General features: G+C 67.3%; 20 protein-coding genes. 6 read left to right on the plus strand and 14 right to left on the minus strand.

Annotation, left to right across the window (positions count from 1 at the left end; genetic code table 11):
- Positions 1 to 6: 6 nt before the first annotated feature.
- Entirely contained in the window at positions 7 to 777 is a 771-nt protein-coding gene (deoR, locus tag FPJ27_RS03435) for a DNA-binding transcriptional repressor DeoR (protein WP_204420844.1), read from the minus strand.
- Positions 778 to 923: 146 nt separating this feature from the next.
- Between deoR and deoC the strand changes: the two genes are divergently transcribed.
- Positions 924 to 1,604 (plus strand): deoxyribose-phosphate aldolase, encoded by a 681-nt coding sequence (gene deoC, locus FPJ27_RS03440; RefSeq protein WP_204420845.1) that lies wholly within the window; start codon positions 924 to 926, stop codon positions 1,602 to 1,604.
- Between the two features lie 246 nt (positions 1,605 to 1,850).
- On the opposite strand, the gene FPJ27_RS03445 is transcribed toward deoC, so the two are convergent.
- A complete protein-coding gene (locus FPJ27_RS03445) occupies positions 1,851 to 3,089 on the minus strand; it encodes an SfnB family sulfur acquisition oxidoreductase (RefSeq protein ID WP_204420846.1) in 1,239 nt (412 codons plus the stop codon).
- A 292-nt stretch (positions 3,090 to 3,381) separates the two neighbouring features.
- Here FPJ27_RS03445 and FPJ27_RS03450 point away from each other — a divergent pair, with 292 nt between their 5' ends.
- Complete coding sequence (locus FPJ27_RS03450; protein WP_204420847.1) at positions 3,382 to 4,641, plus strand: monooxygenase; 1,260 nt, start codon at positions 3,382 to 3,384, stop codon at positions 4,639 to 4,641.
- Positions 4,638 to 6,038: an LLM class flavin-dependent oxidoreductase gene (locus FPJ27_RS03455; RefSeq protein ID WP_204420848.1), complete on the plus strand. Its 1,401-nt coding sequence runs from the start codon at positions 4,638 to 4,640 to the stop codon at positions 6,036 to 6,038. The genes FPJ27_RS03450 and FPJ27_RS03455 overlap by 4 nt, the downstream gene beginning before the upstream one ends.
- 121 nt (positions 6,039 to 6,159) lie before the next feature.
- Here the strand turns inward: FPJ27_RS03455 and FPJ27_RS03460 are convergent, their stop codons facing one another.
- The gene (locus FPJ27_RS03460; RefSeq protein ID WP_204420849.1) at positions 6,160 to 7,587 is read right to left on the minus strand and encodes an MFS transporter; all 1,428 of its coding nucleotides are present in this window, start codon (positions 7,585 to 7,587) and stop codon (positions 6,160 to 6,162) included.
- Positions 7,588 to 7,931: 344 nt separating this feature from the next.
- On the opposite strand from FPJ27_RS03460, the gene FPJ27_RS03465 reads away from it, so the two are divergent.
- The 3 genes from FPJ27_RS03465 to FPJ27_RS03475 are packed head-to-tail and all read left to right on the plus strand — an operon-like array spanning position 7,932 to position 10,616.
- Complete coding sequence (locus FPJ27_RS03465; protein ID WP_204420850.1) at positions 7,932 to 8,924, plus strand: aliphatic sulfonate ABC transporter substrate-binding protein; 993 nt, start codon at positions 7,932 to 7,934, stop codon at positions 8,922 to 8,924.
- A gap of 10 nt (positions 8,925 to 8,934) precedes the next feature.
- Positions 8,935 to 9,789 carry an ABC transporter permease gene (locus FPJ27_RS03470; protein ID WP_072437981.1) on the plus strand — a complete coding sequence of 285 codons (855 nt, stop codon included), beginning with the start codon at positions 8,935 to 8,937 and terminating at the stop codon, positions 9,787 to 9,789.
- Positions 9,786 to 10,616 (plus strand): ABC transporter ATP-binding protein, encoded by an 831-nt coding sequence (locus tag FPJ27_RS03475; protein ID WP_072437732.1) that lies wholly within the window; start codon positions 9,786 to 9,788, stop codon positions 10,614 to 10,616. The genes FPJ27_RS03470 and FPJ27_RS03475 overlap by 4 nt, the downstream gene beginning before the upstream one ends.
- Before the next feature lie 50 nt (positions 10,617 to 10,666).
- On the opposite strand, the gene FPJ27_RS03480 is transcribed toward FPJ27_RS03475, so the two are convergent.
- The 11 genes from FPJ27_RS03480 to FPJ27_RS03525 all read right to left on the minus strand — a co-directional run bounded on the left by FPJ27_RS03480 (position 10,667) and on the right by FPJ27_RS03525 (position 21,338).
- Positions 10,667 to 11,197 (minus strand): OsmC family protein, encoded by a 531-nt coding sequence (locus tag FPJ27_RS03480; protein ID WP_204420851.1) that lies wholly within the window; start codon positions 11,195 to 11,197, stop codon positions 10,667 to 10,669.
- Between the two features lie 72 nt (positions 11,198 to 11,269).
- Entirely contained in the window at positions 11,270 to 12,346 is a 1,077-nt protein-coding gene (locus FPJ27_RS03485) for a substrate-binding domain-containing protein (protein WP_204420852.1), read from the minus strand.
- 263 nt (positions 12,347 to 12,609) lie between these two features.
- Positions 12,610 to 13,668, minus strand: a complete 1,059-nt coding sequence (locus FPJ27_RS03490) for an ABC transporter permease (protein WP_204420853.1) — start codon at positions 13,666 to 13,668, stop codon at positions 12,610 to 12,612.
- A 15-nt stretch (positions 13,669 to 13,683) separates the two neighbouring features.
- On the minus strand, positions 13,684 to 15,192 hold the full coding sequence (locus tag FPJ27_RS03495) for a sugar ABC transporter ATP-binding protein (RefSeq protein WP_204420854.1): 1,509 nt from the start codon (positions 15,190 to 15,192) through the stop codon (positions 13,684 to 13,686).
- Positions 15,193 to 15,543: 351 nt separating this feature from the next.
- Positions 15,544 to 16,926 carry an LLM class flavin-dependent oxidoreductase gene (locus tag FPJ27_RS03500; RefSeq protein WP_072437980.1) on the minus strand — a complete coding sequence of 461 codons (1,383 nt, stop codon included), beginning with the start codon at positions 16,924 to 16,926 and terminating at the stop codon, positions 15,544 to 15,546.
- A gap of 27 nt (positions 16,927 to 16,953) precedes the next feature.
- A complete protein-coding gene (locus FPJ27_RS03505; protein ID WP_204420855.1) occupies positions 16,954 to 17,721 on the minus strand; it encodes an ABC transporter permease subunit in 768 nt (255 codons plus the stop codon).
- On the minus strand, positions 17,718 to 18,452 hold the full coding sequence (locus FPJ27_RS03510) for an ABC transporter permease subunit (RefSeq protein ID WP_204420856.1): 735 nt from the start codon (positions 18,450 to 18,452) through the stop codon (positions 17,718 to 17,720). The genes FPJ27_RS03505 and FPJ27_RS03510 overlap by 4 nt, the downstream gene beginning before the upstream one ends.
- 4 nt (positions 18,453 to 18,456) lie before the next feature.
- A complete protein-coding gene (locus tag FPJ27_RS03515; protein WP_083534028.1) occupies positions 18,457 to 19,260 on the minus strand; it encodes a transporter substrate-binding domain-containing protein in 804 nt (267 codons plus the stop codon).
- A 166-nt stretch (positions 19,261 to 19,426) separates the two neighbouring features.
- Positions 19,427 to 19,549, minus strand: a complete 123-nt coding sequence (locus tag FPJ27_RS36765) for a hypothetical protein (RefSeq protein ID WP_275557377.1) — start codon at positions 19,547 to 19,549, stop codon at positions 19,427 to 19,429.
- Positions 19,550 to 19,610: 61 nt separating this feature from the next.
- Positions 19,611 to 20,225: a hypothetical protein gene (locus FPJ27_RS03520; RefSeq protein ID WP_239483136.1), complete on the minus strand. Its 615-nt coding sequence runs from the start codon at positions 20,223 to 20,225 to the stop codon at positions 19,611 to 19,613.
- Between the two features lie 63 nt (positions 20,226 to 20,288).
- Positions 20,289 to 21,338, minus strand: coding sequence for a patatin-like phospholipase family protein (locus tag FPJ27_RS03525; RefSeq protein WP_204420857.1), 1,050 nt, complete (start codon positions 21,336 to 21,338; stop codon positions 20,289 to 20,291).
- Between the last annotated feature and the right edge of the window lie 32 nt (positions 21,339 to 21,370).

The following is a 21,370-nucleotide window of genomic DNA, read 5'->3' on the forward strand; positions in this document are numbered from 1 at the left end:
GTTGCGTCAGGTCACGAACGCAATCCCGTGTTCGCGGATCGCCGTTTCGTAGCGGCTGCCCAGTTGCCCGTCGGAGATTACATAGTTGAAGTCGGTCAGTTCGGCGAAATAGGCCGCGCGCACTTCGTCGAACTTCGTGTGGTCGACGAGCAGGAAGCGGTTCTGCGCGCGCGCCATCACCTTCTTCTTCGCGTCGACTTCGTGGAAGTTGAAGCACGTGACGCCGCAGCGGTCGCTCACGCCGGCCGCGGAGATGAACGCCTTCGACACGCGCACCGTGTCGAGGATGCCGGTTTCGGCGACCGACTCGAACACCATGTTCTTGCGGTGATACGCGCCGCCGCACAGGATCACGCTGCAATGCGGCTTTTGCTGCAGCTTCGCGAACACGTTCAGCGAATTGCAGACGGCCGTGAATTCGAGGTCGTCCGGAATGAAGTCGACGATGAACGGCGTGGTCGAGCCGCAGTCGACGAAGATCGTGTCGCCGGTCGTCACGAACTGCGCGGCCAGCTTGCCGATGCGACGCTTTTCCTCGGTCTGACGGTTGTTCTCGGCGCTGATCAGGTACTCGCCGATGTCGCTGCGCTGCGCGGCGAAATGGCGCGTCACGTAGCCGCCGATCAGGCTCAGGCCGTGCGGGTTGTCCGCGAGATCGCGGCGGATCGTCATCTCGGACACGCCGAACAGCTCGGCGACTTCCCTCAGATGAATCGCGTTCTGCCCTTGCAGCACGTTCATCAGCGTCTTGATCCGTTCGCCCTTCTTCGTTTCCATGCCTGTATCCTGCGTGCCTGTCGCACTCGTCGCTCGTCGTGCCGGGCGCGCGGGCCCGGCCGGAATGTCGTATTTGTAACAAACCGATGTGAAAACATCAACTTTCCGTGTGCCTTTCCGGCACACGATCCGTGGAGTCCTGAAACATGCCGCTTTCCAACGCCCAACTCGCCCAAACCATCGATCACACGCTGCTCGCGCCCGACGCGAGCGACGCGCAGATCCGCGAACTCTGCCGCCAGGCGGCCGCGCATCGCTTTTACTCGGTCTGCGTGAATTCGGCGAACGTACCGCTCGCCGCACGCGAGCTGGCCGATACCGGCGTGCTCGTCTGCGCGGTGGTCGGCTTTCCGCTCGGTGCGGCGCTGTCGGCCGCGAAGGCATTCGAGGCGTCGGCTGCGATCGCGGCGGGCGCCGGCGAGATCGACATGGTGATCAACCTCGGCGCGCTGAAGAGCGGCCGCGCCGACGACGTGAAGGCCGACATCGCGGCCGTGCAGCACGCATGCGGCGCGGTGCCGCTGAAGGTGATCCTCGAGACGGGGCTGCTGAGCGACGACGAGAAGGTGCGCGTGTGCGAGATGTGCCGCGATCTCGGCGTCGCGTTCGTGAAGACGTCGACCGGGTTCGGCCACGGCGGCGCGACGCTCGCGGATGTCGCGCTGATGCGCCGCTCGGTCGGGCCGGACCTTGGCGTGAAGGCATCGGGCGGCGTGCGCGACCGCGCGGCCGCGCTCGCGATGCTCGAGGCCGGCGCGACGCGGCTCGGCACGAGCTCGGGGGTGGCGATCGTCACCGATCGGGGCGGCAGCGATTCGGCGTACTGACGCGCGAAGGGTGGGTGCCCGCACAGGACTGTCAGCGGCGGTGTCGAACTCCATTCACCGCCACGAGCCGTTCGTCCGTCACCGCGGCAAGCCACGAAGCGTGGATCCGCATTCGGCTTGCCTGCCTCGGGAGGCGAGCCAGAGCGCAGCTCCGGTCCAAAAAATCAACCGATCATCCGCAAATCACGGCCACCGTCGGCGACTTGCGCAACGTGCGTATCCGCTATCGGCCGGATCGCGAGCGGCTCAATTCCACGCATGGCGCGCCGGACGCACGCCGTTCAGGTAGTAGTTGCCGACGAGGTGATACTTCCACCGCACCGGATCGTGCAACGTATGCGTGCGCGCGTTGCGCCAATGCCGGTCGAGATTGTGCTCGGCGAGCGTCGACTGCGTGCCGGCCAGCTCGAACAGCTTCTCACCCGCGAGCAGCGCGATCTCGGTCGTCAGCACCTTCGCTTCGCCGACCGCGACCGACGCGCGCGCGACATCGTCATCGGTCACCGTGCCGCGCGCGCCGATCTCGTCGAGCGTGCGCGCCGCGCGTTCGAGCAGCGCTTCCGCCGCATGAAGCTGAATATGCAGACGGCCGATCTCGCGGAGGATCAGCGGATCGTCTGCCGCCCGTTCGACGCCGCTGTCGACCCATGGCCGCGTACGGGTGCGCACGAACACCAGCGTATCGTCGATGGCCGCTTTCGCGATGCCGGCATCGATCGCCGCCTGGATGATCTGCGACAGCGGGCCGTTGAGCGTCGGCTCGTCCGATACGCGCTGCGCGGGCAGTACATGCGACGCGGGCACGCGCACGCCGTCGAGCACCACCGTGCCGCTCGCGGTCGTGCGCTGCCCGAACCCCGACCAGTCGTCGATCACGGTCAGCCCCGGCGTCGGCTGCGGCACGTACGCAAGCCACGCGTGCTGCGCATCGTCGAGGCCGAGCACCGGCACGTAATGCGCGAACAGCGCGCCCGTCGAGTAGAACTTCGTGCCATCGACGACATAGTCGTCGCCGTCGCCGCGCACGCGCGTCTTCAGATCGAGCACGTGCTTCGTGCCCTTCTCCGAGAAGCCGTTGCCGAACCGCTTGCCGCTCAGCACTTCCGCGAAGAAATAGCGCTTCTGCGCGTCGGTGCCGACCAGTGCGATCACGTCGACCAGCCCGAAATGGTTCTGCGGCAACTGTCCGAGCGACGCATCGGCCGCCGCGACGATCTTGATCACCTCGGTGAGCGTCACATGCGATACGCCCGCGCCACCGTATGCCTTGGGCACCGTGATCGCCCATAGCCCCGACTGCGAGAACCATTCGATCTCGTCGCGCGGCAACCGGCGCTCCCGATCGCGTTCGGCGGCGCCTTCCGCAAGCCGCTGCGCCAGCACATGCGCGGCCGCGATCGCCTGCGCATCGTCGGTGATCACTCGGGCCGCTTGCGGTTTCGCTTCGGCCGGCCGCTCCTGAATCGTGGCGCTCGTATCTGACATCGGGCTCTCCTGTCGAATGGCGAAAGCGTTCAATCTAGCAGTGCGCTGCAGGTCGGCAAACCGAGCGATTCTCGTAACGATATTCCTTCGGATCACAAACGATATCGAGAATCACGTACGCGGCACCATGCTTCAGCGTCGCAATCGATGCCCGAACGGCGGAGCGTCCCCAGCCGGTCCGCGTAATGCTCATCGACGATAACGATCTGCGAATCCGTTATTGGAACGCACGCCCCGCGCTTCCTATACTGGCCTCCCGGCGCAAACGGCCCCGCCCTTCGAGGAAATCCGCATGACTTCGTCGCACGCAGACACCGACCTTTCCACCGGCACCGACTACGACGCACTCGCGAGCCGGTTCCGGCCGATATTCGACCGCATCGCTGCGGGCACCGCCGAACGCGAACGCCGCCGCGAACTGCCGCACGAAGCGATCGGCTGGCTGAAGGCGGCCGGCTTCGGCGCGGTGCGGCTGCCGATACGAGACGGCGGTGCCGGCGCATCGCTGCCGCAGTTGTTCCGGCTCTTGATCGAGCTCGCCGCCGCCGATTCCAATCTGCCGCAGGCGTTGCGTGGACACTTCGCGTTCGTCGAGGACTGGCTGAACGCGCCGCCCGGGCCGCAACGCACGACATGGTTCGACCGGTTCGCGAGCGGCCAGCTCGTCGGCAACGCGTGGTCGGAGGCCGGCGACGTGCCGCTCGGCCAGACCATCACGAAGGTGTCGGAGCAGAACGGCCGGCTCGTGCTGAACGGGCGAAAGTTCTACAGCACGGGCAGCCTGTTCGCCGACTGGATCGACGTGTTCGCGCAGCGCGCGCACGACGGCAGCGACGTGATCGTCGCCGTCGCGACCGCACAGCCCGGCGTGATCAGAGAAGACGACTGGGACGGCTTCGGCCAGACGACCACCGGCAGCGGCACGACGCACTTCGAGAATGCGACGGTCGACGCCGACAACGTGATCGACTTCGCACGCCGCTTCAAGTACCAGACCGCGTTCTACCAGCTCTTCCACGTTGCGACGCTGGCCGGCATCGGCCACGCGATCGTGCGCGATGCGGGCGCGCTCGTGCGCACTCGCACCCGCGTGTACAGCCACGGCAACGCCGCACGTGCGGGCGACGACGTGCAGCTCCAGCAGGTGATCGGCGAGATCGCGTCATGGGCCTATGCGGCCGACGCGCTCGCGCTGCGCGCCGCGCAGCCGCTTCAGCTCGCCTACGAAACCCGCTTCGGCGGCGACGAGCAGGCCGAGCACGACGCGAACGTCGCGGCCGAAATCGAATCCGCGCAGAGCCAGCTCGTCGTGTCCGAACTCGTACTGCGCGCCGCAACACGCCTGTTCGACGCGCTCGGTGCGTCCGCCACGCGCAGCACGACCGCGCTCGACCGCCACTGGCGCAACGCGCGCACGGTGTCGTCGCACAATCCGCTCGTCTACAAGGCCAGGATCGTCGGCGACTGGGTCATCAACGGCCGCACGCCGCCGTTCGTCTGGCGCGTCGGCAACGGCACGAGCGCCGGCGCGGAACCGGGAGTCGCGCGATGAGCAAGACCATTCGCTTCAACGCGTTCGAGATGAACTGTGTCGGCCATCAGTCGCCGGGGCTGTGGGCGCATCCGCGTGACCGTTCGTGGCAGTACAAGGACCTCGATTACTGGACCGACCTCGCCCGCATCCTCGAACGCGGGATCTTCGACGCGATCTTCATCGCGGACGTGATCGGCTATTACGACGTCTACAAGGGCAGCAACTACCACGCACTGCACCAGGCCGCGCAGATTCCGGTCAACGACCCGCTGCAGCTCGCGGCGCCGATCGCGATGGCGACCGAGCATCTCGGCATCGGCATCACCGCGTCGACCACGTTCGAGCACCCGTACACGTTCGCGCGCCGGCTATCGACCGCCGACCATCACACCAAGGGCCGGCTCGCGTGGAACATCGTCACGTCCTATCTGGAAAGTGGCGCGAAGAACGTCGGCGATCACGGCTTGCGCACGCACGACGACCGTTATGCGGTCGCGGCCGAATACGTCGAGGTGCTGTACAAGCTGTTCGAGGGCAGTTGGGAAGACGGCGCGGTGGTGCGCGATCGCGACGGCCGCGTGTTCACGCATCCCGAGAAGGTGCACGAGATCGGCCACAAGGGCCGCTTCTTCGACGTGCCCGGCTATCACCTGTGCGAACCGTCGCCGCAGCGCACGCCGGTGCTGTTCCAGGCCGGCGCGTCCGGCCCCGGCAAGGCGTTCGCCGCGCAGCACGCCGAATGCGTGTTCGTCGCCGCGCCGACCCGCGAGCAGCTCGCGCGCTACGTGGCCGATGTGCGCGCGCAGGCCGCCGCCGCGGGCCGCGATCCGCGCAAGGTGCTGATCTACAACCTCGCCACGGTGATCGTCGACGAAACCGACGCAAAAGCACAGGCCAAGTTCGACGAGTACCGCCGCTACGTGTCGTACGACGGCTCGCTGGTGTTCATGTCCGGCTGGACCGGCATCGACTTCGGCCAGTATGCGCCGGCCGATCCGGTCAGGCGCGTCGAAACCAATGCGATCGTGTCGGCGGTCGAGCACCTCGCCGGCGGCGACACCGCGTGGACGATCGAGGCGCTGGCGGCATGGGGCGGCATCGGCGGACTCGGCCCGGTGTTCGTCGGGTCGGCAGCGACCGTGGCGGACATCCTGCAGGAATGGGTTGCCGCAACCGACGTGGATGGCTTCAATCTCGCGTATGCGGTCGCGCATGAAACCTTCGAAGACATCGTGCGCTTTCTCGTTCCGGAGCTGCAACGGCGCGGCGTCTATCCGACGCAGTATGCGCCGGGCACGCTGCGCGAGAAACTGTTCGGCGGCACGGCGCGGCTGCCGGACGAGCATCCGGCCGCGCAGTTTCGCGATATCGAGCAGGTCAAGCGCGATGCCGGGCGGGAGACCGTCAGCGCGTGACGGCAAGGTCGAAGCCGGCTTGCCCGCATTCTGCGGCGACCGGCTTCAGCGCAAACGGCTTCGTGCGGTCCGACGAAGCCGTTGGTATTTTCCGGGGCGGTGAACGCTCCTCCGCCAGCGTTTACGCGGCGCTTTCGTCGTCGATGTCGCGCGCCGTCGGCTCGTAACGCACGATCAACAGAAACACGATCGGCGTGACCGCACTGATCGCGACGACCCAGAACATATCCGTACCGAGACGGGCCTGCAGGATCGGCAGCACGAACAGCGCAAGCGCCTGGCCGATGCCGCACAGCGAACGCCCGAAGCCGACACCGGTGCCGCGGATCGCCGCCGGGTAAGACAAGGTGGGATAGATCATCATCTGCGCACCCGGCCCGAAACCTTCGGCGAACAGCCAGGTGCCGAGCATCAGCAGCACGATGCCGACCGCGAGCGCGCCGTGCGGATGCCCGGCCAGCGCAAGCGCGACAAGCGCGACGAACTGCAGCGCGAAGCCCGTGATCGCGACATGACGCGACGGATATCGATACGCGAGGCGCATGCCCAGCAAGCCGCCGGTAAACGCGAACAGAACGTTCAACGCGAGCGACGCCGCGATCGTCTCGAACACGCCCGCACCGAGAAACTGCGACAGGATCGACGGCAGGAAGAACGCAATCGCCGTGTACTCGAACGGGATGCACAGGTTCATCACGCTGGCGACGATCGTGCGTCCGAGATACGGGCGCTGGAACAGCACGCGAATCCGCACGGGCGGCTGGCTCGGCTCGCGTCGCGCATCCTCCGCTTCGTGTGCGTGTATGCCGTACGACTCGCGAAGGATTCGCGCGGCATTGGCCAGGTCGCCCTGGTTCGCGGCCCATAGCGGCGACTCGTTCATGAAACGATTCCTGACCAGAATGATGACGAGCGCGGGCACCGCGCCGAAGATCAGCGACGCGCGCCAAAGCCAACCCGCGTGCTCGGCCGGCAACAGGAAATACAGGCCGAAGATCAGCAGGAAACAGACCGACGACGCCACGTACCACATCGGGCACCACGCGGCGAGCCGCGACGCCTTGTTGCCGCGGCCGCTGAACTTCGAGAATTCCGCGAGAAACGCCATCGCGACAGGCAGGTCGATGCCGACACCGAGCCCCATCACGAAGCGTGCGCCGATCAGCACCCAGACGTTCGGCGCCAGCCCGGCCGCGATCGCGGCGATCACGAAAAACAGCATGTCGGCCATGAACACCTGATAACGACCGATCCTGTCGGTCAACCATCCGCCGATCAGGCTGCCGAAGATCGTGCCGATCATGATCGCCGAACCGACCAGCCCGGTCAGCGCGGGCGTCAGACCGAACTCGCGCGCGACGTCGTCGATGCCGTAGGACAACGTCGTCAGGTCGTACGCATCGAGAAACACGCCGCCGAGCGCGAGCAGCACGATCATCCGCGCATGGCTGACGGAGTTGTCCGTCGTATTGATCAGGCGCGCCACGTCGCTCGCGGAGCGGATAGGCGCGGAAACCGGCGTGACCGCGTTCAGATCGATCGAACTCATCGCTTTCCTTTGTTGCGCCGAATGCTCGGCGATATCCACAGGGAGCCAGGAACGCAGCGCATACACTCGCTGTCGACGGTGCGTGGAGCAAATGCTCGATCATCAGCACGTACTGCCGACGAGTTCCGGCAGCGGAGATTCTGTTCTCGCGATCCGGTTATCCCAAGCGATATAAAGCGATAAATTATTCGGTGTGCGTCATAAAGTTGTTCGTCTCGTTCGCTTAGCAGCAGCGCGCATGTGCAATCGTGGATTTCTTCGTTATCGATTCGCCGGCGCTTCGGTACATTGGACGGTCATCCTGCCTGTTCGCGGCGCGTTGCCGCTCTTCCGGAGATTCCCCGATGAAGCTGTCCTGGTCCCGCGCATGGCAATCCGCGGCCGTCGTCGTTGCCGCATTCGCCGGTCTCGTATCGATGCACGCACGTGCGGCAACCCCCGCGGAAATCCGCGTCGACTATGCGTACTACTCGCCGGAGAGCCTGGTGATTCGCCACTTCGGCTGGCTCGACGACGAGTTCAAGGCCGACCGCACGTCGATTCGCTGGGTGCTGAGTCTCGGCAGCAATCGCGCGCTGGAATACCTGAACAGCGGCGCGGTCGATTTCGGATCGGCCGCGGGGCTCGCGTCGGTGCTCGCCCGGGCGAACGGCAACCCGATCCGCGCCGTATACGTGTTCTCGCGCCCCGAGTGGACTGCGCTCGTGGTCCGCAAGGATTCGCCGATCCGCTCGCTCGCGGACCTGAAGGGCAAGAAAATCGCGGCGACGCGCGGCACCGATCCGTTCCTGTTCACGCTGCGCGCGTTGCACACGGCTGGCCTGACGCGCGACGATGTGGAGATCGTGAACCTGCAGCATCCGGACGGGCGCTCCGCACTCGCGAACGGTCAGGTCGACGCATGGGCCGGTCTCGATCCGCACATGGCCGCCGCCCAGCTCGACGACAACGCGCGCCTGCTGTACCGCAACGTCGCATTCAATACGTATGGTTTCCTGAACGTCCGCGACGCATTCGCCAGCCAGTACCCGCAGGCGGTCACGCGCGTGCTGAAGGTATACGATCGCGCACGCCAATGGATCATCGCGCATCCGGCCGACACCGCCCAGATCGTCGCCGACGAATCGAAGGTATCGCTGCCGGTCGCGAAACTGCAGCTTCAGCGCAACGACTTCGGCGACCCGGTGCCGGGCGATACCCAGCGCGCGGCGCTGAAGGCAGCGGCACCGGTGCTGACGGCCGAACAGCTAACCAAGCCAGGCGTCGATCCCGCGAAGGTTGTCGATACGCTGATCGATCCGGCATTTGCGCGCCCGCTCGTCGCCGCATCGCACTGAGGTGCCGCCGATGACGGACACCGCTGCCCGCGACGACGCACTCGCGCCCCGCCTCGCCGAATCGCCCCGCGCGAGCCGGCGCGACCCGCTTCGCGCGTGGCGCGTCGCGGGCCTCGCGCTGCCGTTCGCCGCGCTCGCGCTGCTGGAATATGGCGTGCGGCACGGCTGGCTGCCGGACCATCTCGTCCCGGCCCCGAGCGAGATTCTTGATACGCTCGCCCGGATGGGCATCACGCGCGTCGCACGCCATATCGGCGCGAGCACGCTTCGGGTTGCGTCGGGTTTCGCGGCCGGTGCCGGACTCGCGCTCGTCGTCGGCGCGGCGATGGGCCTGAGCCGACGGATCGACGCGCTGCTGGAGCCGACGTTCCAGGCGCTGCGCGCGATCCCGTCGCTCGCGTGGGTGCCGGTGCTGCTGCTGTGGCTCGGCATCGATGAAGCGCCGAAAATCACGCTGATCGCGATCGGCGCGTTCTTTCCGGTTCATCTGGCGGTGGTCGCCGGGATTCGCGACGTCGACCGCAAGCTCGTCGAGCTCGGCGCGGTATACCGGCTTGGCCCGATCGCGCTGTTCCGTCGAATCCTGCTGCCGGCCGCGCTGCCGCAAATCGTTACCGGCCTGCGTACCGGCCTCAGCCTTGCGTGGATGTTCATGGTCGCCGCGGAGCTGATCGCGGCAACGCGCGGCCTTGGCTTCCTGTTGAGCGACGGCCGGGAAACCGGGCGCCCCGATCTCGTGTTCGGCGCGATCCTGCTGCTCGCGTTGCTCGGCAAGCTGACCGACGGCGCGATGCGGCGCATCGAGTCGCACTGGCTCTGCTGGCGCGACGCGTTCGACAACACGCCGCGCGAGGCGTCGAAATGAGCACGCTTCCTTCTGCGCACACGACGGCGGGCACCGATGCGCCGCTGCTCGACCTGCGGATCGCCAGCAAGCTTTACGGAGATCGCACGATCCTCGCCGGCATCCCGCTGCAGGTCGCCCGCGGCGAGATCGTCTGCATCGTTGGCCCAAGCGGTTGCGGAAAAAGCACGCTACTGCGAATCGTCGCCGGTCTCGACACGGACTTCCGCGGCAGCGTGAAGCTCGACGGAATGGCGCTCGACGGGCCATCCCCGCGCGTCGGCGTCATTTTTCAGGAACCGCGGCTGCTGCCGTGGCTATCGATCGCGGACAACGTCGGCTTCGCGTCCGGCCCGCGAGGCGGCCGCGAGCCGACTGTCGCACGGCTGCTCGACGAAGTCGGCCTTGCCGGCGCCGCGCGGCAGTTGCCGGCCACGTTATCGGGCGGGATGGCCCAGCGCGCCGCGATCGCGCGCGGGCTGTTCGGCGAGCCTGACCTGCTGCTGCTCGACGAACCGTTCAGCGCGGTCGACGCGATCACCCGGATGCGGTTGCAGACGCTGCTGCTCGATGTGGTTCACCGTCACCGGATGTCCGCGATCGTCGTCACGCATGATCTCGACGAGGCACTGTATCTCGGCGATCGCGTGCTGATGCTCGCGCCGAACCCGGGCCGCGTCCACGACGAGATCCACGTCGCGGTCGCGCAGCCGCGCGATCGGCGCGACCCGTCGCTGGCCGCGCAACGCGCGCGGCTAATGGACGCGTTCCAGCGTTTTCACGATCGCGCCGACGGCACGAGACCCCAGCCGCGCGGCCATCAGGCATCCGGAATCCGGGGGGCTTGAAATTCCCTGGCAAGAGCCGGCCAGTCCTGCGAGCGTGCCGCCCCGGCGCGTCATGCACGGGTGTGCCGCAGTTCGCCGTCGATGGTTTGCGGCAACCTCAGCAGGTTGAAGATCGGGCAGACCGCTTCGACCGCCTGATGCAGCGCGCGAATCGCGTCGGGCGGCTCGGGCGACACGATGTCGAGCGTATAGCGGAGGTTGTGCGGGAACACGGGCACATGCTCGAAACCCGGCTGCTGCGCGAGCGGATGCTGGTCGCCGGTCACCTCCACCTCGATCGCATCGATCTTCAGGCCGCGCTCGGCGGCCTGGATCAGCGTGATGTGCGTGAGGCAGCTGCCCAGCACGCCGAGCTGCAGCTCCGGCGACGCGGGTCCGAGGTTGTAGCCCGCGAAGTCGGGCGGACTGTCGCTGATCACCTGGAAGTCGCGAATGCGGATCTCCCGCACGCCGCTGCGGCCGAGCGCGCGCACGGTCGCCTTCAGCGGCGTCGCCTTGAAATCGGGATCGTTGCGTGCCGCTTCCTGCTTCGCATGCCAGGCGTCGCGTTTTTGGGCGAGATAGTCGTTCAGGGTCGTCATGGCCGGGTCGTCGGTGCGTCAGTCGATTGTGCTTCGCGCAGGGCGGCGTCCGCCGCCCGCTGTCGGCGGCGCTCAGTCCGCCTTCGGAATCCATGCGGCAGTCGCCGCGTCGCTCGCGCGGAACGCCGGGAACTTCGCGCCGAGTTCGGCCACGGTCCGGATGTCGTTTTTCACGAGATCGTCGCGCGTGATCAGCGTCGGCTTGACGACGATGCGCGCTCCCGGGTCCTGGCCGGCGACGAGCAGCGCGGCGGCCCGCACCGACACGGCGCCGACGATCGCCGGATTGGTCGCGGCCGTCGCGACCCACGCGCTGTTCGGTGCGCGGATGGCCTCGATGTCGGCGGTCGAGATATCCGCGCTGTAGATGCGGATCTTCGACGACAGCTTCGCTTCGTCCGCGGCGAGCTTCGCGCCGCGCGCGAACTCGTCGTAAGGCGCGAACACGACGCGGATGTCGGGATTCGCTCGATAGGCCGCTGCCGCCTGATTCGCGACCGATTGCGCAATCGGATTGTCGACGGTGCCCCAGCGCGCCTTTTCCTGCACCTTCGGGTGCGCGCGCTTGAAGTCGCGCCATGCGGCATCGCGCCGGTCGAGCGGCGCAAAGCCGGCGACATACACATAACCGGCCGCGAATGCGTCGCCGTTGTCCTTGACCGCCTGACCGAGCAGCAGGTTGGCCAGGTCGCGATCGCTCTGCTCGATTTGCGGCACCTTCGGATTGCCGAGATCGACGTCGAACGCGACGACCTTGATCCCCTTGTCCAGCGCACGCTGGACGACGTCCTTCAACGATTCGGGCAAGCCGTGGTTGACGATGATCGCGGACACGCCGATGCCGATCGCCTGCTGGATCTGCTCGCGCTGTTCGGCCGCGTCCTGCCGGCCCTCGTAGATGCGCAAATCGACGCCGAGCGCCTTCGCCTGCTTCTGCGCGCCGGCCTCGTAGGCCTGGAAGAAGTCGCCGGTCGACAGATAGTTGACGAGTGCGATCTTCACGCCGCCCTTGTCGAACGGTGCGGGCGCGCCCTTGAGCGGGCCGGCGTGCGCCGCGGATGCGAGCGCGGCCAATGCAGCTGCAAAAAACAGCGCGAGCGCGCCGACCTTCCGGTCGATGCGCGGCTTGTGGCGAAGCGACGATCGCATGGTCTGCCTGTCTCCGTGGGAACGATACCCGCACAATCTATCAGCGCGACACGCGCGCTCAAACCGAGCGATTCGGCAATGGATATTCCTTCGGACGTCAAATCGGTTGCGGCGGCAGCGCGTCGATTCGGGAACAAGCAATCGAGCGCGCTCGTGATAACCGTCTCCGGAATCGACGGTTGCGGACCGCGCCCGGGTTGACTGCAGACGCCGCGACACGGCGCAGCCGAGCCGCTTGACGGGGCGCCGCGCGCCCCGCCCCGTCACGCATGCGCGTCCGCACGGCGGCCGATGCCGAACGTGAACGCCAGCGCGAGCACCAGCAACACGCCCTTGATGAAGTCCTGCATGTAGTACGGCGCGTTCAGCATCGTCAGCCCGTTGAGCAGCACGCCGACGAATACCGCGCCCACGACCGTGCCGAACACGTTCGGTCGCTTGGCCCCCCACACGGCGTAACCCACCAGCGCGGCGGCCACCGCGTCGAGCAGCAGCGAGTGCCCGGCGCTCGCGTCGCCGCGTCCGACCCGCGCGGCGATCAGCACGCCGCCCAGCGACGCGATCACGCCCGACACGACATACGCGGCGACCCGGTAGCGCGCGGCCGGCGCGCCGGCGAGCCGCGCGGCCGTCTCGTTGCCGCCGATCGCATAGATCACGCGGCCCCAGCGCGTCGCCTCCATCGCGACGCAGGCCAGCACCGTCACCGCCGCGAGCAACAGCACCGGCAACGGCACGACGTCGAACAGGCGCAGGCGCCCGAGCGCGAGAAACGCGACGGGGAACACGCCCGTCGCGTCCGTGCCGTCGGGCAGCACCGAACCGGTCGCGAGCGACCGGCCGCCGGTCGGGATCAGCTGCAGGCCCGCCAGCAGGAACAGCGTGCCGAGCGTCGCGAGCTGGTCGGGCACGCGCAGCCGTGTAATCAGCAGGCCGTTGAACAACCCGGCGGCCACGCCGAGCGCGACGCAGGCGGCCACCGCCGCGAACGTGCCGCCGTGCCAGACGACCAGCACGTAGCTGGCGGCCATCTGCGCGGACGCGGCGACGCTGCCCACCGACAGGTCGAAGCCGCCGGCCGCGAGCGTGATCGTCACGCCAATGCCGAGCAGCGCGACGATCGACACCGCCTGAAGGATGCTGAACAGGTTGTCGAGGTTCAGGAACGCGGGCTCCCTGAGTGCGAACACGGCGACGAGGGCGGCCAGCACGAGCAGGATGCCCGTGCGTTCGAGCGCCGCGCGGATGCGGGCCGGCGCGGGACGGCGCGCCCGCTCGCCCGGCAATGCATCGGGCACGACGGAAGTGGAAACGGGTTTCATGGGAGGCGCAGTCATTCAGGAGGAAGACGAAAGCGGATGGTCGAGCGTGGCGCGATCGAACCGCACGATGCGATCGGCGATCTCGGCCGCTTCTTCGAGATCGCTGACGAACACGAGCGTCGCGCGCTCGTGCGCGTGGCGCCGCAGCGTATCGACGATATCGGCGCGCGCGCCGGCATCGATGCCCTGGAACGGTTCGTCGAGCAGCAGCAGCCGCGCGCGTTCCGCGTGCCAGCGCGCGAGCACGACTTTCTGCTGGTTGCCGCCGGACAGGCGCACGAGCCGGTCGTCCGGGCCCGTGCAGCGGATGCCGAAGGCGGCGATCGCGGCCGCGGCGGCGGCGCGTTCGCGGGCCGGCCTCAGCGCGCCGCCCGTGAACCAGCGCGACAGGAACGGAAAGCTGATCGTGCCGGCGATCGACGCGAACGGCACGCTGTCGGGAAACAGCGACGTGCGCCAGCGGTCCTCGCCGGCCAGGAACACGCCGGCTCGAATGGCATCGGCCGGCGAGCGCGGCCGCCACGGCCGGCCATCGAGCGCCATCTCGCCGGCAGCCGCGCGCACGGTGCCAAAGATCACGCTGGCGAGGCACGACTTGCCGCCGCCGACCGGGCCCGCGATCGCGACGATCTCGCCGCGCCGGACGTCGAGATCGAACGGCACGCTGGCCGGCGACAGCCGGAGGTTCCGCAGGCTGAGGCCCGCTTCGGGCGACGACGCGGCGCGGCCCGCCTCCGCCGCGCGTGCTTTCGGCAACGGCCGCCCGATCATCGTTTCCACCGCGGCATCGAAGTCGACCGGCGCGGCCAGATCGGCGACGATCCGGCCGTCGCGGACGATCGCCACGCGATCGGCGATGCGGCGCAAGTCACCGAGCCGGTGCGACACCAGCAGGATCGCGACCCCGTCGTCGCGCAACGCGTCCAGCAGCCCGAAGAGCCGCTCCGCTTCCGGCGCGGACAGGCTCGCGGTCGGCTCGTCGAGAATCAGCAGGCCGGGCTGCCCGGCGAGCGCGCGCGCCAGCGTCACGCGCTGCTGATCGGCCAGCGACAGCGATGCGAGCGGCGCCGACAGGTCGACGTCGAGCCCGACGCGCGCGGCGAGCGGTCGCGCCGCGGCGCGCCGCGCAGCCGGCGGCGCATGCCACGGCGACGCCGGATCGCACAGCCGGTCGAGCAACAGGTTGTCGGCGATCGACAGCGTCGGCACGACGGCGTCGGCGACCGACTGGTGCACCGTGGCGACGCCGAGCCGCTTCGCCGCGTGCGGCGAAGCCGGCCGATAGGAGGCGCCGCGCAGCGTCAGCGTGCCGCCGTCGGGCCTGATCACGCCGCTCAGGATCTTCACGAAAGTCGATTTGCCGGCGCCGTTCGCGCCCATCAACGCGACGACTTCACCGGCGCCGATCGACAGGTCAAGCGCCGCCAGCGCGACGGTCGCGTCGAACCGTTTCGCGATGCCGGCCGCGCTCAGGACGGGCGGCGTCGGTGCTCGGCGCGGTCGATTTGCGGCGCCTGCGCTCATGGTCGTGCCCGCCGGCGCCCGTGCCACTTCGGAAAGTCGTACCGCCGTCCGGCCAGCCGTTCGCATTCGAAGCCGCGTTCGGCATCGCTCGCGAACGGCGCTTCGATCGCGCTCCCGCAGGCGGATACGAAACGCTCGTCGTCATGCTTCGAGTCGGCACAACCTGCTTCCGGCTGAAACGGCACCTCACGGTTCATGTCAGGCAACTCCCGGGTTCGTCGTTCCGCCGGGACGGACGCATGCTGCGCCCGCTGTTCCCGATGCGGCCGGTCCGCGACCGAATAGTCGACTCTACCGCTCGTCATCGCGCGGCCCTACCAATGTTTTGGGGAATCGATATCCGTCCGACCGTCAGCGCCCGGCCGCCGCGGGCTGCCGGAACGACGCGCCATACGCACTGTCCGGCAGGCGATCGCCGCCGCCCAGGCGCGAGCGGAACGTGCCGCCCGGCGACTGCGTCCGGTACAGGCCGCGCTTCTTCAACTCCGGCACGATCAGTTCGGCGAAATCGTCGAGCGTGCCGGGGCTGATCAGCGGATTGAGCATGTAGCCGCTCGTCGTCGACTGCTGCGCGTGCTCGGCAAGCTGGTCCGCGACTTCGTCCGGCGAACCGACGAGAATCAGGTCGGTGCCGCGCGTGACGTTCGCGAACTTGCGCCGCACGTCGCCGGCCGTCAGCGGCTTGCCGCTGCCGTCCGGTCGCACCACGTAGGACGTCAGCCCTTCCGTCTGCGTCGTCAGCGGCTCGTCGTCCGCATAGCGATCGATGTCGATGCCGGTGTCGCCCGCGTAGCTGACAAGCTGCGCCTGCAGGTGATAGTGCTGCTGCAGCGCATGGTATTTCTCCTTCGCGTCGCTCGACGAGCGCGCCGTCACGATCCGCAGCACCGTCAGCGCCTTCACGTCGTCCGCCGCGCGGCCGTTTTCGACTGCAAGCCGGCGAATCTCGTCGAGGCCTGCGCGGATCTCGTGCGGATTCGACTTCGCGACGAACACCATCTCGGCGTGCTTCGCCGCGAATTCCCGTCCGCGCCCGGACCAGCCCGCCTGAATCAGCACCGGCGAGCGCTGCGGCGACGGCGCGCACACGTGCGGGCCGTGCACCCGATAGTGCGTGCCTTCGTGTGCGATCGGCCGCACGCGGTCGCCGCGCGCATAGCGCGGCGCCTGCTTGTCCGCGACGACCGCGTCGTCCGCCCAGCTGCCTTCCCACAGCTTGTACACGACGTCGAGAAACTCCTCCGCGCGTGCGTAGCGTTCGTCGTGGCCGATCATCCGGTCTAGCCCGAAATTGCGCGCCGCGCTCGTCAGGTAGGACGTCACGATGTTCCAGCCGATCCGGCCGTTGCTCAGGTGATCGAGCGTGCTGAAGCGGCGCGCGAGCGCGAACGGATGTTCGTAGGTCGTGCTCGCGGTCACGCCGAACGCCAGCCGCTCGGTTTGCGCGACGAGCGCCGGGATCAGCATCATCGGATCGTTCGCGGGCGCTTCGACCGCCCACTGCAGTGCGGCGTCGGCCGACCCGCCGTACACGTCGTACAGGCCAAGCACGTCCGCGAAGAACAGCATGTCGAGATCGGCCTGCTCGGCCTTGCGCGCCAGGTCCGACCAGTACGCGAGCGTATTGGCGCGCAGCCGTTCGTCGGCGGGATGGGTCCAGAGGCTCGGCGCGCCGCCGCAGCCGACGCTGGCTTGTTCATAGAGGGAAAACAGCAGGGGTCGAGGATCGGACATCGTCATGCTCAATGCGGAACAGGGGAATCAGTTGGGTGCCGCCCACACGCCCGACGACGCGTTACGTGCGCGCGCGGGTGCGCGGTCGTCCGACTCGCGCGTCAGGTAGCGGTTGAGGCGTCTCTCGAGACGGGCGGCAGGAATCGTCAGCAGCGCGACCAGCACGACATAGACTATCGCCGCGCCGGCCAGCGGTTCGTATACGCGCAACGTCTCGAACCGCAGCGTATTGGCCGTGCCCATCACGTCGAACACCGTGATGGTCGACGCGAGGACGGTCGACTTCAGCAGCAGGATTGCTTCGCCGGTGAGCGCGGGCAGCGCGAGCCGCCACGCGCGCGGGCCGACGATGCGGCGCAGCACACCGGCGCGCGTCATTCCGTACGCGTAGCCGGCCTCGATCTCGCCGGCCGGCACGCCGGCGATCGCGCCGCGCAGGATCGTCGCGACATACGCGCTCTCGTTCACGCTCAAGGCAACGACGGCATACCAGAACGCGTCGCGCAACAGCGGCGACGCCCAGCTGTCGCGCATCCATTCGCGCGGCACGATCTGGCCGAATCCGTAGTACAGCAGATAAAGCTGCACCAGCATCGGTGTGCCGCGAATCAGCATGATCCAGCCGCGTGCGGACCAGCGAAGGGGCGCCCGGCGTGCGCCGGCGGCCAGCGCGAGCGGCATGCCGAGCAGCACGCTGGCCACGCCGGCCAACAGCATCAGCGCGAGCGTCGTAGGCACCGCGGCGAGCAGCTTCGGCATCACCGTATCGAGCAGGAACGGCAGCGAGAAGCTCATGCGGTTGCACTCGTTGCGCCACGGCTCGCGTACCGTTCGAGCGCGGCGAACAGCCCCGTCGACGTGACGCTCAGCAGCAGGAACAGCGCCGCCGTGACCAGATAGAAGAACACGTAGTGCCGGGTCGCGCCGGCGGCGAGCTGGCTCGCCTTCAGCAGATCCGTAAACGATCCGAGCACGCTGATGAACGACGCATCCTTGGTCGCGTTCAGCCAAACGTTGCCGACACCGGGCAGCGCAAGCCGCGCCGCGGCCGGCAGCCGGATGCGTCGCAGCGTCTGCCACGGCGTCATTCCGTACGCATGCGCGGCTTCGATCTGGCCGACCGGCACGTTGACGAGCGCCGCGCGGAAGATGTCGGTCAGATAGGCGCCCTGGATGAAGCCGAGCGACAGTGCGGCGACGAGGAACGGCGGAAACGCGAAGCCGTCAGGCACCAGGCCGCCGCGGCGCAGCGCGGCCTCGACGGCGGGCGCGAGCGCATAGAACGCGAGCAGCAGGCACAACAGCTCGGGCAGCGCACGCACCAGCGTCGTGTAGAGCCGGATGAGCCAGGCGAGCGCCACGTGCCGCGACAGCTTGCCGAGCGCGCCGGCGATGCCGAACAGCGTGCCTGCGCCGAACGACGCGGCCGCGACGCCGAGCGTCAGCGCGAACGCGCTCGCGAAGATGCGGCCGTAACCGCCGTCGCCGAATGCGAGCAGCGCCAGCAGCGAATCGTCTGCGGCCATCGGTTCAACGGCCCTTCTCGATCGTGCCTTTCAGGTTCGGATAGCGCGCGGTGATCGCATCCCACGTGCCGTCCTGCTGCAATTGCGCGATCGCGCCCGACAGCCGGTCGCGCAGCGCATCGCCGCGCCGCACGCCCGCGCCGATGCCGAGACCCAGCACCGGGTTGTCCGCGCAGGTGGCCTTGACCTCGAAATCCTTGCCGTCGCGAGACGACAGGAACGCCGTGAACAGGCCCTTCGCTTCCTGCACGTAATCGACCCGGCCGGAGACCAGATCGGCGAGCGCATTGTCGAACTTGTCGAAGGCCTTGATCTGCACGTCCTGCTTGAATCGCGCATCGAGGAAGGCCGAGAAATTGGTGCCGGCCTCGACGCCGATCACTCGGCCCTTGAAGCTCGCGGGCACCGCGCAATCGACGCGGCGCCGGTCGCTTTTTGCGCCGACGAATACCGTCGGCGATTCGTAGTAGGCACGACTGAAGTCGATGGCCTTCTGCCGTTCGCCGGTAATCGTCATCGACGACCAGATCACGTCGATCTTGCGGTTCTGCAGCGCCGGAATCAGGCCGTCCCACGCGATGTCGGCGAGTTCGCAGCGCACGTTCAGCTTGCCGCATGCGGCCTCGAGCAGATCGATTTCCCACCCTTTCCATTTGCCGGTCGCGTCCTTCGAGAAGAACGGCGGATACGACTCGGCATCGATACCGACGCGCAGCGTCGGTTGAGCCGCGTGGGCGGCGCACGCCGCGCCGAGCACGAACAGCGTGGCGGCGGCGCCGCGGACCCTGGAACGCATCAAACGATTCATTTGGCAGATTTCTGAAATAGCGTCGGAATGACCGGCGTCGCGACCGGCAGCAGGAGGCGAGACTGTAATGCGTGCCGACGCGTGTACCAAATGGTTATTTTTGCGATCGATATCTGATCGGGCGATATGTGAATCGGGGGGTGAGAACAGCCGCGCGATGCGTGGATCAGTACAACCCGGCGAACTTGCGCGCCGGCAGATCGCGATCGCGGGACTCTCCATCGAACATGCCGCCGCTCGGCCGCCGGTGCATCGCGCCGACGCTCGGCATCGTCAGCGAATCAGGCACCGGTAAATCGACGATCGCACCGCCAGTGCCAATTGCGAACGCCGACAGCAGCTTGTCGAGGCTATTCCGGACTCGGCAAGCCCAGCCGCCAGCTCAAGTTTCTGCGCGCTCGCGTCTCGCAGCGCGCGTAGAAGAAATCCGTGAGATAGATGCGCGGGCGTGCGAGTAACCCGCGAAGAATCGTCCGTTCATGAAGGTCGTAAGCCCGGTCGTCAAGATCGGGGCGCTCTGCCCGGAGGCGCCGACCGTCTTCGCGAAATCGGCTGCGAGAAGCGCCAAGCACGGCCAGGTCGATGTCGCACACGAAACGGGTATCCAGTTCCGCGGCAATGCCCGAGTGGGTCGTCGCGAGAATCATCGCGCAGATTCGGTCGCACGCGCGGATTCGCTCCCCTGCCTGGCGTCTGAACCAGTCCGCACTACGCTGCTCGTTGTTTTGCGCGCCCGGAACGAAAATCACGTCATGGAACCAGAGCGCGAGCTCGACGGCGTCCGGTTCGGGAACCGAGTCGCGCGCCAGGTCGAGATGACGCAAACATCGCCGTACATGCGTGAGCGTATGGTAATGGCGCGCCGGCTCCATATAGCATCGCGCCAGCATGCGATAGACATCCTCGGCATGTGTCCCGCCGCTGCACGACCACAACGCGACGAACCGCGCCCGCGTCCGGTTCACGTTCGCTCCTTGGCCCGGGACGGCTGCGCATGATCGCCCGGTGCCGACATTACCGCGATGCGCTCAGAGAAATTCACTGCGGATGTCGATACTCGACCGCTGTCCGATGTTTCCGTAGTGATGCGCGAGCCACGTATCCGCTTCGCGTCGCCCGTAGTCATGCAGTTCGCTGAGAAATCCCCAATCCGCGTTGTACTTGCTCGATACGCTCAACGCGCACAGAGCGTCGTCGGCGCAAATGGAATGGATCAGCATTTCCTTCATCTCGCCACGTTTTATCGTGCCTTGCCGGATCAGGTCGGTGACAAACGAGATTGCCCGCATCTCGCGCATCAGCGACGAATTGAAACTGATCTCGCTGATACGGTTGAGAATTTCCGCAGCCGTGATCGGCACACCGCGGCGCACGAGCGGATTGATGTGCACGATCACGACGTCGCGGGTCGCGCAATTGTAGATGAGAGGATAGATGGCCGGATTACCCATGTAACCGCCATCCCAGTAGTACTCGCCATCGATCGTGACCGCCTGGAACAGTGTCGGCACGCATGCCGACGCAAGTACCGCGTCTGCACTGACATCCTCTCCCGTGAAGATGCGTATTTTCCCCGTCTCGACATTGGTTGCGCACAGGTACAACCGGATCGGACAGTGCTTGCGCAGCGCGTCGAAATCGACCTGGCTTTCGAGCACTTCGCGCAGCGGGTTCAGGTTGTTCGGATTGAACTGATAGGGCGAAAAAACGCGCAGCATCATGTCGGCAAATGCATACAGCGGCGAATGATCGAGCCCGAAGCTGTGCGTGCCCTTCAGCCAGGGCACCCAACGCAGCGGGTTGTAACGCTCGGCCGATTGCGCGACTGCCCGCCAGAAGTCGTGCAGTGCCTGACGCGCCCCGTCTTCGCCACCTTTTTGCAGCCCGTATGCGAGTACAGCGGCGTTCATCGCGCCGGCGCTGGTTGCACTGACACCCTCTATTTCGAGCCTGCTGTCTTCGAGCAGACTGTCGAGCACACCCCAGGTAAAGGCGCCATGCATCCCGCCACCCTGCAAAGCCAGCGCGATCTGTTTGCGCGGTCCATCATTGCGGCGTCTTGCGTGCGTGATCGTCATGCCCGTCTCCCCAGCTCTCCGTTATGCGGAGC

This window comes from Burkholderia sp. MS455 (assembly GCF_016899445.1).
In the GTDB taxonomy this organism is placed as follows: Bacteria; Pseudomonadota; Gammaproteobacteria; order Burkholderiales; family Burkholderiaceae; genus Burkholderia; species Burkholderia pyrrocinia_C.